Consider the following 11,684-nt stretch of genomic DNA (forward strand, 5'->3'; position numbering starts at 1 on the left):
ACATTCTGGCGTGATTTTGGATGCCATGACTTTGGTCTATCCTCGAAGAAGGGGAGTGAGGGTTTTTTCAAGTATTTGAAAAATAATAAATTATTTTTATTTCCTCCGGGCGTTAACACCATTGTCTAAGGCGTTATCTTCACAGTTCGATGTTAGAAATGCCGAAGTCGGTCGATCGTCGGCCGGTGCTCAACGCGTCTCTACGGGGCAGGAGGCAGACGTGGCGCAAGGCTATCTGATGGGACTCGACGGCGGGTCGAGCGCGACCAAGGCGGTGATCTTCGATCTTGCCGGTGATGTGGTGGGCGTGGGGCGGCAATCCTCACCGCTGGAACATCCCCAGGCGCACTGGGTCGAGCGCGACATGGAGACGGTCTGGGCCGGCGCGGCCGAGGCCATTCGTGACGCGCTGGCGCAGGCCGGGGTGAGCGCCAGCGAGATTCTCGCTGTCGGCGTGACCGCCCACGGCGATGGGCTCTACCCCGTCGACCGCCACGGCGAGGCGCTGGGCAAGGGTATCACCTCGCTCGACAGTCGCGCCGCCGGGGTGGTCGAGCGCTGGTGCCACGCAGGCGTGCACGAGCAGGCGCTGGCGTGTCTCGGCCAGGTGCCGTTCGCGTTCTCGCCGGTGGCGCTGCTGGCGTGGATGCGCGCCGAGCAGTCCGAGCGTTTCGCCGCCCTCGGCCACGTGCTGACCTGCAAGGACTGGCTGCGGTTCAAGCTGTGCGGCGAGATCGCCACCGATTTCACCGAGGCGAGCAGCGGCTATACCGACGTGCACACCCAGCGCTACAGCCGCGAGGGGCTGGCGCTGCTCGGCATCGAGCCGGTCACCGAGGCGCTGCCGCCGATTCGCATGCCGGAGGAGATCGTCGGCCGGGTCACTGCGGCGGCGGCACGCGAGACCGGGCTTATCGCCGGCACCCCGGTGGCCGCCGGGCTGCACGATGTCACCGCCAGCGCGCTGGGGCTGGGCAACGTCGACAGCGACAGCCTGACCATCGCCGCCGGCACCTTCAGTATCAACGAGGTGTTCTCCGACGTGCCGCGTCCCGACGCGCGCTGGGCCACGCGCAACGGTCTGCGGCCGGGGCAGTGGCTCAACATGGCGATCTCGCCGGCGTCTTCGAGCAATCTCGAGTGGTTCCATCGACAGTGGGGGCGCCCCGGCGATGGCGGCACGGCAGCGTTTCTGGCCGATATGGAGGAGGCCCTGGAAGAGGCCTTCGCCAGCGACTCGCGGCTGGTCTATCACCCTTTTCTGTACGGCTCCCCGTATGCGGAGCCGGCCAGCGCCGGGCTGTTCGGGCTGCAGGGCTGGCACCAGCGCGGCCATGTGCTGCGCGCGATCCTCGAAGGCGTGGTCTGCAACCATCGCGTCCACGTGGATGCGCTGGCCTCGCGCTTTGCCATCCGACGCACGCGGATCACCGGCGGCGGCAGCCATTCGCCGCGTCTGGCGCAGCTGTTCGCGGACATCCTGGGTCGCGAGATCGAGACCGCGCGGACCCAGGAGGCCGCCGCCTGGGGCGCGGCAATCTGTGCCGGTGTCGGCGCCGGGGTATTCCCCTCGATCGCCGCGGCGGCGGCGCTGTGCGAGCCGCAGCAGTGCTACCGTCCCGACCCGCAGCGCCAGCAGGCATGCCAGGTGCGTTTCGAGCGCTATCAGCGTCTGGTCGAGTGTCTGCGCCCGCTGTGGGGCATGCTCGATAGCCAGGCCGCGACGCGTGCCGACGCGCCGGACGGCGCGGCCCCCCTTTCCGCTACCTCTGCGCTCACCCCGGGAGAGCACCCATGACACCCCATCACGCTGATACGCGCCAGGCCACGCGGGAGCGCCTGGCGAACGATCCCAACGTCGAGGTGCTGATCATCGGCGCCGGCATCAACGGCGCCGGGCTGTTCCGCGACCTGGCGCTGCAGGGTATCGACGTGCTGATCGTCGACAAGCAGGACTTCTGCGCCGGCGCCAGCGCCGCGCCGTCGCGGCTGATCCACGGCGGGCTCAAGTATCTGGAGACCGGTGAGTTCCGGCTGGTGGCGCAGTCGACCCGCGAGCGCAACCTGCTGCTGCGCAATGCCCCCCATGTGGTCCACCCGCTGCGCACGGCGATGCCGACCCACAGCTGGTTCGGCGGTATCTGGCCCTCGCTCAAGCGCTTTCTGCGCCGCCCGGCCAAGATCGACGACCGCGGCGTGCTGATCAGCGAGGTGGGGCTCACCCTCTATGATTTCTTCGGCCGTCACTTTCGCAGCATGCCGCGCCACTCGGTGCTCTTCGGGCGGCGGATGCGCGAGTCGTTGCCTGACGTACGCCGCGACGTCAAGGCGCTGCACACCTACTACGACGCGGCGATCACCCAGGCCGAGCGGCTCGGCTTCGAGCTGATCGACGACGGCTGCCGCGCCCACCGCGGGGCGCTGGCGCTCAACTATGTGGCCTTGGATTCCGTGACCCTGGACTCCGCGACCCTGGACTCCGTGAACCTGAGTTCCGAGAACGTCGAGCCCGTGGCCGGCCAGCAGTCGGGGCTGGCGGGGCAGGGCGGTACCGAGAGTGCCACCCTGCGCTTCAGCGATGCCGCGGGTGAGGCCTTCGAGGTGCGCCCGCGCATCGTGATCAACGCCGGCGGCGCCTGGATCGATGAGATCAACCGGCTGCTGGGGCAGGAGACGGCGTATATCGGTGGCACCAAGGGCGGCCATCTGATCGTCGATGTGCCCGAGATCCGGCGTCAGCTCGATGGCCGCATGATCTATTTCGGCACCCCCGACGGGCGGATCTGCCTGATCTATCCGTTCATGCAGCATGTGCTGGTGGGGGCGACCGATATCCGCTGCGACGACCCCGACCAGGCGGTATGCGACGACGACGAGCGCGACTACATGCTGGAGGCGGTGCGCTATCTGTTTCCGGATCTGGATATCGGCCCCGAGCGGGTGCGCTACCGCTATAGCGGTGTCCGCCCGCTGCCGCGCAGCGATGCCGACGACCCCGGCCAGATCAGCCGCGATCACGCCGTGCGCGAGGATCGCCTCGGCGAGGTGCCGCTGCTCTCGCTGGTGGGCGGCAAGTGGACCACCTTCCGCGGCTTTGCCGCCGAGGTGGCCGACGACGTGCTGGCACGGTTAGGACGCCGGCGCGACCTGAGCACCGAGCAGCTGGCGATCGGTGGTGGCCACGGCTATCCCCAGGACGAGGCCGCCCGCGATCTGTGGCTGGGCCGGGTGGCGGCGGCCTGCGGCGGCGACCGGCGCCGCGCGATCACGTTGCTCGAGCGCTACGGCAGCCGTGGCGAAGCGGTGGCGGCGCACTGTGAGGCCATCGCCGAGGGTCAGGAGCCGCTGGCCTCGCTGCCCGACTATCGGGCGGGAGAGATCGACTTCGTATGCCGCTTCGAGCGTGTCGAACGGCTCGGCGACGTGCTGTTCCGGCGCTTGCCCATCGCGCTGTCGGCGCGGTTGACGGCCGCGGTGGTGGCGGAGGTGGCGACACGCTGCGGCGCGGCGCTGGGCTGGTCGGCGGCAGCGCGGGAGGCCGAGATCGCTCGGGTCCACGCCATCGCTTGGGAGCACCACGGCGTGAATCTGGGTTCGCCTGATGCCGCCGAGTCTGCGGCTTGCGTATCGCAGACGGGGTCGGAGGTGGAAACGGGGGCGGAGTCGGAAAGAGGAGAAGCGCGATGAACGCAACGCCGAGCGCGGCCCAGCTCCGCTGTGGCCGCCTGTTCCGCCGCGCCAGCGGGCGCAGCTGCATGGTCGCCTTCGATCGCACCCTGCTGGCGGGGCCGGTGGATCACGCCCGGGATGCGCACGGCGTGTGTGCGGCGATCACGGCGGCCGGCCCCGATGCGGTGCTGCTGTCGCCGGGTCTGCTCAAGCAGAATGCGGCGCTGTTCGCCTGTCGCGAGGCGCCGGCGGCGGTGGTGCGCATCGACTACCCCTGCGTGGGCGACTTCACCCTTGCCGGCGAGGAGCATCAGCGCCTGCTTGCGACCCCCGAAGAGGCCCAGGCGCTGGGCGCCGATGCGGTGGTGATGTGCCTGATCTCGGGCTACGCCGACCCGGCGCGGGAGGCCGACAATCTGGCCCGGGTAGCGCAGACCGCGCGCCGCTGCGAGGCGCTGGGACTGCCGCTGATCGTCGAGGCGGTGGTGTGGGGCGAGCGCGAGGGTGGCCGTCTCGACCCCCAGCGGATCGCCCGGGTGGCGCGGATCGCCGCCGAGCTGGGGGCGGATCTGGTCAAGGCGCAGTTCACCGGCGAGATCGCCGACATGCGCCTGCTCGCGGCGAGCTGCCCGGTACCCGTGCTGATCCTGGGCGGGGCGGCGATGGGCGACGACGCGGCGCTGGCGCGCTTCACTGACCAGGCGCTAGAGGGTGGTGCCCGCGGAGTGATCTTCGGGCGTAACGCCTGGCAGCGCGATGACCCGGAGCGCGGCATCCGCGCGCTGGTGGCCCGGGTGCACGGCGCCGGCCACGACCGTGATGGCGGCGCGTAGCGCCGGCGTCATGGCCGCCCCGCGGCGCGCGCTTGGCTTATCCCCGGGGCGTCGCTATTCTGTGTGCAAACATTCGATCCCTCTCCCGGCGCGCCGGGGCGGGGATGCCGTGCGTCGTTTCCATCCGTTCATTCGAGCGACGGCGCCGCTGTGTTGTCAGGCGGCCTTGCCCACGAGCCGCAACCCGAGAACGAAGGGATCACTGTACGCCATGAGCGAATACTCTCTATTTACTTCCGAATCCGTCTCCGAAGGCCACCCCGACAAGATCGCCGATCAGATCTCGGACGCGGTGCTCGATGCCATCATTGCCCGTGACAAGCAGGCGCGCGTGGCGTGCGAGACGCTGGTCAAGACCGGCGTGGCGATCGTCGCCGGCGAGATCTCCACCACCGCCTGGGTCGACCTGGAAGAGCTGGTGCGGCGGGTGATTCTGGATATCGGTTACACCTCCTCGGATGTCGGCTTCGACGGCGAGACCTGCGGCGTGATCAACCTGATCGGCAAGCAGAGCGTGGACATCGCCCAGGGCGTCGACCGCAGCAAGCCGGAGGACCAGGGCGCCGGCGACCAGGGGCTGATGTTCGGCTACGCCACCAACGAGACCGACTCCTACATGCCGGCGCCGATTCACTACTCGCACCGACTGGTGGAGCGTCAGGCCGAGCTGCGCAAGAACGGCACCCTGGGCTGGCTGCGCCCGGACGCCAAGAGCCAGATCACCTTCACCTATGGTGATGACGGTAAGCCCAACGGTGTCGAGGCGGTGGTGCTCTCGACCCAGCACGACCCGGAGATCTCCCAGGAGGAGCTGCGCAAGGCGGTGGAGGAGCTGATCATCCGCGACGTGCTCCCGGAAGCCTGGATCCACGCCGGCACCCGCTTTCACATCAACCCCACCGGCAAGTTCGTAATCGGTGGCCCGGTGGGCGACTGCGGCCTGACCGGGCGCAAGATCATCGTCGATACCTATGGCGGCATGGCGCGTCACGGTGGCGGTGCCTTCTCCGGCAAGGACCCCTCCAAGGTCGACCGCAGCGCCGCCTATGCCGGGCGCTATGTGGCCAAGAACGTGGTCGCCGCGGGGCTCGCCGACAAGTGCGAGATCCAGGTCTCCTACGCCATCGGCGTGGCCGAGCCGACCTCGGTGTCGATCAACACCTTCGGCACCGGCAAGATCGCCGAGGCCAAGATCATCGAGCTGGTGCGCGAGCACTTCGATCTACGCCCCTATGCGATCACCCGCATGCTCGACCTGCTGCACCCGATGTATCGCCTCACCGCGGCCTATGGCCACTTCGGGCGCGAGCCGTTCGAGACCAGCTATACCTGGACCGACGTCAACGGTGAGCGCCAGACCGAGACCTTCACCGCCTTCCCGTGGGAGAAGACCGACCGCGCCGAGGCGCTGCGCGCCGCCGCCGGGCTCTGAGCCTCGGGCGTTTGACACTCTCTACCTGTGACGCAGCCACGGGCCCGCTTCGGCGGGCCCGTTTACGTCGCGGCTATCATTTTTCACGCATGGCTATTTACGTATGACTAGGAGACCCTCGTGCTCGAACTCGCCGCGATCATTCTGACCGTGACCGCCGGGCTCGCCTGGTTCAACGAACGCTACATCCGGCTGCCGGCCACCATCGGCGTGATGCTGAGCGCGCTACTGCTGTCGCTGGCCATGCAGGGCCTGGCAGCGCTGGGCTGGGAGGCCCCCGCGGCGTTGGCGCGGGGCTGGGTCGAGGCGCTCGACTTCGACAGCCTGCTGATGAACGGCATGCTGTCGTTTCTACTCTTCGCCGGCGCGCTCCACGTCGATGTCGCCAAGCTGCGCGACTACTGGATCTCGATCGGCGTGCTGGCGACCCTGGGGGTGCTTGCCAGCACGCTGCTGATCGGCTTTGCCTCGCACTGGCTGCTGGCCGCCCTGGGGGCGCCGGTGGCGCTGCCCTGGTGTCTGGTGTTCGGCGCGCTGATCTCGCCCACCGATCCGGTGGCGGTGCTGGGGATCATGCGCGGAGCCGGCGCGCCGGCGGACATGGAGGTGCGCATCGTCGGCGAGTCGCTGTTCAACGATGGCGTCGCGGTGGTGCTGTTCACGCTGTTGCTGGCGGCGGCCGAGAGCGGTGAGTCGCTGTTCGGCTGGCACGCGATCTGGCTGTTCGCCGAGGAGGCCGGCGGCGGCGCGCTGTTCGGCCTGCTGCTCGGCTATGGCGTGCACGCGCTGATGAAGCGGGTCGACCAGTATCAGGTCGAGGTGCTGCTGTCGCTGGCGATGGTGCTGGGGGGCTATACCCTGGCCACGCATCTGCACGTCTCCGGCCCCATCGCCATGGTGGTCGCCGGGCTGGTGGTGGGCAACCACGCCTGGACCCATGCGATGTCGCCGCAGACGCGCCAGCATCTCAACGATTTCTGGGAGCTGATCGACGAGATTCTCAACGCGCTGCTGTTCGTGATCATCGGGCTCGAGCTGCTGGCGCTGCCGTTCCGGGTCGACTACCTGTGGGTCGCGGTGCCGTTGATCCTGCTGCTGCTGGCGGTACGCTGGTTGGTGGTAGCGGTGCCGGTGACGTTGGCGCACACCCATTTCCGGCGCGGCTCGATTCCGGTGCTCGCCTGGGGCGGGCTGCGCGGCGGCATCTCGGTGGCGCTGGCGCTGTCGCTGCCGCCCAGTGAAGCGCGCGACGTGGTGCTCAACGTCACCTATCTGATCGTGCTGGTCTCGATCGTCTCCCAGGGGCTGACCATCGGCCGGGTGGTGCGCCGGGTACTGGCGGCTGGGGAGCGGTAGGGAATATAGACTTTGGTCGGAGTCTCTGGGCCCGGCATGGTATCGCGGGCGGGCCTTGCTTACTCTTGGGGCCTGTCGCGCAGGGCCGGGCCACCGAGCCTGAACAGGAATCATGGCCTGCGGGTCATGGAGGAACGCCGCGGGTGGGCCAGTGACGGCACCACGCGCGGACGCAAGGCGATCACACTCAACAGACGGGGTATACCATGAGGCTACGTACAGGGATGCTGTTTGCCGCACTGGGTCTTTCCGGTGCGCTGCTGGCGGGCTGCGGCGATGATGCCGATGACAAGGCGAGCAGCGAGAGCCAGACATCGTCTTCCTCTCAGCAGAGCGAGTCGACCCCCGCCCAGGGCGAGAACGGCAGCACCAGCCAGTCCTCTTCCAGCGACACCGCCTCGGCGGCGCAGGCGCAGCCGGTCAACCTGATCTTCGGTACCGGCGGTACCGGCGGCAGCTACTATCCGATCGGTGGCGCGCTCAAGAGCGTGTTCGAAGCCAGTGATCTGGTCGGCAATGTTCAGGTGGTCTCCACCGGCGCTTCGGTGCAGAACATCAACAACATCACCGACGGCCTCAACCAGATCGCGATCGTCATGAGCGACGTCGCCTACGATGCGATCAAGGGCCAGAACCAGTTCGACGGTAACCCTGCCGACATCAAGGCACTGGCGGGCATGTACCCCAACGTGGTGCAGGTGGTGGCGACCGCGGACAGCGGCATCCACAGCATCGCCGATCTCAAGGGCAAGCGTGTCGGCGTCGGCAAGGTCGGCTCCGGGGTCGAGCAAAGCGCGTCCAAGGTGCTCGAGTCGGCCGGTCTGAGCTACGACGATCTGGCCCAGGTCAGCCACACCGGTTACGCCGACAGCGTCACCGGCATGAGCAACGGCAACATCGATGCCGCCTTCTTCACCTCCGGCGTACCCAACTCCAGCATCACCGGGCTGATGCAGAGTACCGACATCACCTTCGTGCCGGTGAGCGGCGACGTCGCCAGCAAGCTGCTGGAGAAGTACCCGTACTACGAGAACTACGAGATTCCGGCCGGCGCTCCCGAGCGCTATGACCTGGGCAGTGCGGTCGATACCGTGGCGATCCGCAACGTGATGATCGTCGGCAGCGACATGCGCAACGATGTCGCCGAGGATCTGACCAAGCGCTTCCACGACTATCTCGAGTCGGGCAACGTCTCCGTCGGCGCGCTCAAGCAGTTCGACCCCGCCAGCATGAACAAGAACCTGGTGGTGCCGCTGCATCCGGGCGCCGAAGCCTACTACGCCACCCTGGCCGACAACGGTGACGCCGCCAAGTCGCAGAGTGATAGCGACGCGTCGACCAGCGACGGCATGGGCAGCGACAACACCGGCAGCGAAGCCTCGGCTAGCGACGATGGCCAGGGCAAAGCCGAGGACAAGGCACCGCAGTCCTGATGATAGCGCGTGCGGCGTGACGTCAGCGGTCGGGGGATGACCCGCCGGCGCTGGTGCTGGTGCCTAGTGATGACGGTGGCGATCCTGCTCGGGATCGCCACCGTCGCGTATCCGCTCCCCTGGCTGGCGGTCAAGCAGGGCGCCGAGTGGCGTCTGGCGCTGCCGGGCTGGGCCGGTACCACCTTCAAGATCCGCTGGATGCACTCGGTCGAGAAAGAAGACTGGGAGGAGTGGTACCGCATCACTGCCGATGGCGCTATCGAGATCACCGGCACTCGCTTCAAGACCTTTGGTGCCGGCGTGCCTGCCCATGCGGGCAAGGAGACCCATCTCGCCGATGGCTGGGTGGTGATGACCGGCATCGATCGGGTGGTCGACCCGCTGGCGATCCAGGCGGCGGTCGCGGAGCACTACCGGATGATCTTCGCCGGCCACGTGATCCCGCTGTCCCGTCATGATCCGCCCCCCATCCTGACCTTTTCTGTGGTAAAAGCGCCTGTGTGGCAGGTACTCCCGGCGCTGCTGCGGCCGTGGCTGCCCTGGCTCAACCAGCCCTAGGGGATCGAGTATGTCAGAACAAAAAGTGGTGCTGTCCGCCGATGGTCCCGAGGACCCGTCCGTCAAGGAAGCGCTGGAGAAGTTCGATCGTGAAAGCCTGGTGCGCGACCGGCTGCCGCGAATGGTGCTCCAGTTCGTCACCGGGGTCAGCGTGCTGCTGGCGCTGTTCCATCTCTATACGTCGTTTTCGGGGCCGCTGGTGGACGTGGCCCAGCGTAGCATCCACCTGTATACGCTGCTGGGACTGGCCTTCATCCTCTACCCGCTGACGCGCAAGGGCGCGCGTGACCGGGTACCCTGGGGCGATGCGTTGCTGGCGCTGGCGGCGTTCGCCATCGGTGTCTACATGCTGCTGGTGTCGGACCGGGTGATCGCCTCTGCCGGGCGTATCAATCAGACCGACATGATCGTCGGCTTCGTGGCGATCCTGCTGGTGCTCGACGCCACTCGCCGGGTTACCGGCTGGGGGCTGACCATCCTGGCCACGCTGTTTCTGCTCTATGGCTTCTACGCCAAGCTCTCGTTCTATCCGGCGCTCAACGAGAACATCATTCTCGCCACCTGCCGCCAGATCGTCTCGCACCTGGTGTTCATCACCGAGGGGCTCTTAGGTACTGCGATCGGTGTTTCGGCGAGCTACATCATCCTGTTCATCCTGTTCGGCGCCTTTCTCGGCAAGTCCGGGTTGGGGCAGCTGTTCAACGATCTGGCGCTGGCGATCGCCGGGCATACCCGCGGCGGCCCGGCCAAGGTAGCGGTGATCGCCAGCGGCTTTCTCGGCTCGATCAACGGCTCGGCGATCGCCAACGTGGTCACCACCGGTGCCTTCACCATCCCGCTGATGAAGAAGACCGGCTACAAGCCCAACTTCGCCGGGGCGGTGGAGGCGGCGGCCAGCGTCGGCGGTCAGATTCTGCCGCCGATCATGGGCGCGGCAGCCTTCATCATGGCCGAGGTGCTCTCGGTGCCCTACACCCAGGTGATCCTGGCCGGCATCATTCCGGCCTTGCTCTACTATCTCGGGGTGCTGTTCCAGGTCCATCTGCGCGCCATGCGCAACGGTCTCGAGGGCATCCCGCGCTCCCAGCTGACGCCGCTGAAGACGGTGATGCTCAAGCGCGGGCATCTGCTGGTGCCGATGGCGGTGCTGCTGTGGCTGCTGTTCGACGGCCGCGCGCCTTTCTTCGCCGCCTTCTGGTCGATCGCCGCCACCGTGCTGATCTGCGGTACCCGCCGGGTCACTGTGGGGCTCGGCCTGATCCTGGTGCTGCTGATCCTGGAGCCGCAGCTGCGTGCGCTGTTCGCCGGGAACCCGCTGCCCAACTTCCCGGCCAGCCGCTGGACGCTGTTCCTGGTGATCCTGGTGCCGGTGGCGATCAACGCGCTGCGGGCCAAGCTCGGCATGGTGGCCGAGAAGATGGATGTCGACGATTGCCGCGATGCCATGGTCGATGGCGTGCGCAACGCCATTCCGGTGGCCGTGGCGTGTGGCGCGGTGGGGATCATCGTGGGCATCGCCACGCTGACCGGCATCGCCCTGGACGCCGCCGACGCGGTGGTCACGCTGGGCCAGCAGATTCCGATCCCGATGATTCAGTTGCTGGTCACCCTGGTGCTGACCATGGTCGCCTCGATCGTGCTCGGTATGGGGCTGCCGAGCATCCCCACCTATATCATCACCAGCACCATGGCGGCGCCGATCCTGCTCAACCTGCCGCTGTTCCGCGAGCTGGCCGGGAGCAACGACACCGCGATCTTCGTCGCCCACATGTTCGTGTTCTACTTCGGTCTGTTCGCCAACCTGACGCCGCCGGTGGCGCTGGCCGCCTATGCCGGCGCCGGTATCAGCGGCGGCTCGCCCAATGCCACCGGCTTCCAGGCGATGAAGCTCGCCATCGCCGGTTTCGTGGTGCCCTACATGTTCGTGTTCGCGCACAGCATGCTGATGATCGACGCCACCCTGTGGAACACGCTGTGGGTGATCGTCACCGGGGTGATCGGGGTGCTGCTGCTGGCGGTGGCGGTGGAGGGCTACCTGCGCCGGCCGCTCAACCCCTTCTGGCGGATACTGGCGGCAGTCGGCGCGCTGGCGCTGATCTTCCCGGGGCTGGCCAGCGACATCGTGGGGGCGGTGATCACCGTGGTGCTGTTCCTGCTGTCCAAGGCCAAGCCGGCGCAGCCTGCCCCGACCGGTGGCTGACGAGGCTTCGTCGATACCTTTCTGCCCCTGCTCTGCACGGGCTTGCCACGCCGGCGCCCGCTCACGCGGGCGTCGGCGTCTGGCCTGGGCTTTTCGTCGCACTTGAGAGACGCCTGGCCCCGAGCCTGCTATAAAGTTGACTTAAGGCGCTGCTCAAAAGCGCCGTATACCCCCTGAACGTCGGGCGTGCTGGTTGACGCTGC

The 11,684-nt window shown here is 67.5% G+C and carries 8 protein-coding genes; all 8 read left to right on the forward strand.

Annotated features, from left to right (window positions below):
• The first annotated feature begins 220 nt into the window (after window positions 1-220).
• The 8 genes from QO259_RS02085 to QO259_RS02120 all read left to right on the forward strand — a co-directional run bounded on the left by QO259_RS02085 (window position 221) and on the right by QO259_RS02120 (window position 11,481).
• Window positions 221-1,798: an FGGY-family carbohydrate kinase gene (locus tag QO259_RS02085; protein ID WP_285951621.1), complete on the forward strand. Its 1,578-nt coding sequence runs from the start codon at window positions 221-223 to the stop codon at window positions 1,796-1,798.
• Window positions 1,795-3,687: a glycerol-3-phosphate dehydrogenase/oxidase gene (locus tag QO259_RS02090; RefSeq protein WP_285951622.1), complete on the forward strand. Its 1,893-nt coding sequence runs from the start codon at window positions 1,795-1,797 to the stop codon at window positions 3,685-3,687. The genes QO259_RS02085 and QO259_RS02090 overlap by 4 nt, the downstream gene beginning before the upstream one ends.
• Window positions 3,684-4,502: a class I fructose-bisphosphate aldolase gene (locus tag QO259_RS02095; RefSeq protein ID WP_285951623.1), complete on the forward strand. Its 819-nt coding sequence runs from the start codon at window positions 3,684-3,686 to the stop codon at window positions 4,500-4,502. Before QO259_RS02090 ends, QO259_RS02095 begins: the two co-directional genes overlap by 4 nt.
• Window positions 4,503-4,713: 211 nt before the next feature.
• Entirely contained in the window at window positions 4,714-5,934 is a 1,221-nt protein-coding gene (metK, locus tag QO259_RS02100; RefSeq protein WP_285951624.1) for a methionine adenosyltransferase, read from the forward strand.
• A gap of 120 nt (window positions 5,935-6,054) precedes the next feature.
• Window positions 6,055-7,290, forward strand: coding sequence for a cation:proton antiporter (locus tag QO259_RS02105; protein ID WP_285951625.1), 1,236 nt, complete (start codon window positions 6,055-6,057; stop codon window positions 7,288-7,290).
• A 206-nt stretch (window positions 7,291-7,496) separates the two neighbouring features.
• Window positions 7,497-8,723 (forward strand): TAXI family TRAP transporter solute-binding subunit, encoded by a 1,227-nt coding sequence (locus tag QO259_RS02110; protein WP_285951626.1) that lies wholly within the window; start codon window positions 7,497-7,499, stop codon window positions 8,721-8,723.
• A 9-nt stretch (window positions 8,724-8,732) separates the two neighbouring features.
• Window positions 8,733-9,281, forward strand: coding sequence for a DUF1850 domain-containing protein (locus QO259_RS02115; protein ID WP_285951627.1), 549 nt, complete (start codon window positions 8,733-8,735; stop codon window positions 9,279-9,281).
• A 10-nt stretch (window positions 9,282-9,291) separates the two neighbouring features.
• Window positions 9,292-11,481 (forward strand): TRAP transporter permease, encoded by a 2,190-nt coding sequence (locus QO259_RS02120; RefSeq protein ID WP_285951628.1) that lies wholly within the window; start codon window positions 9,292-9,294, stop codon window positions 11,479-11,481.
• The last annotated feature ends 203 nt before the right edge of the window (window positions 11,482-11,684 follow it).

This window comes from Salinicola sp. JS01 (genome assembly GCF_030284585.1).
GTDB lineage: Bacteria > Pseudomonadota > Gammaproteobacteria > Pseudomonadales > Halomonadaceae > Salinicola.

Excerpts from the sequence above, each read along its gene's own strand:
- QO259_RS02090 (WP_285951622.1), top strand. The coding sequence starts at position 1,795 with ATGACACCCCATCACGCTGATACGCGCCAGGCCACGCGGGAGCGCCTG.
- metK (WP_285951624.1), top strand. The coding sequence starts at position 4,714 with ATGAGCGAATACTCTCTATTTACTTCCGAATCCGTCTCCGAAGGCCAC.
- QO259_RS02120 (WP_285951628.1), top strand. The coding sequence starts at position 9,292 with ATGTCAGAACAAAAAGTGGTGCTGTCCGCCGATGGTCCCGAGGACCCG.
- QO259_RS02095 (WP_285951623.1), top strand. The coding sequence starts at position 3,684 with ATGAACGCAACGCCGAGCGCGGCCCAGCTCCGCTGTGGCCGCCTGTTC.
- QO259_RS02110 (WP_285951626.1), top strand. The coding sequence starts at position 7,497 with ATGAGGCTACGTACAGGGATGCTGTTTGCCGCACTGGGTCTTTCCGGT.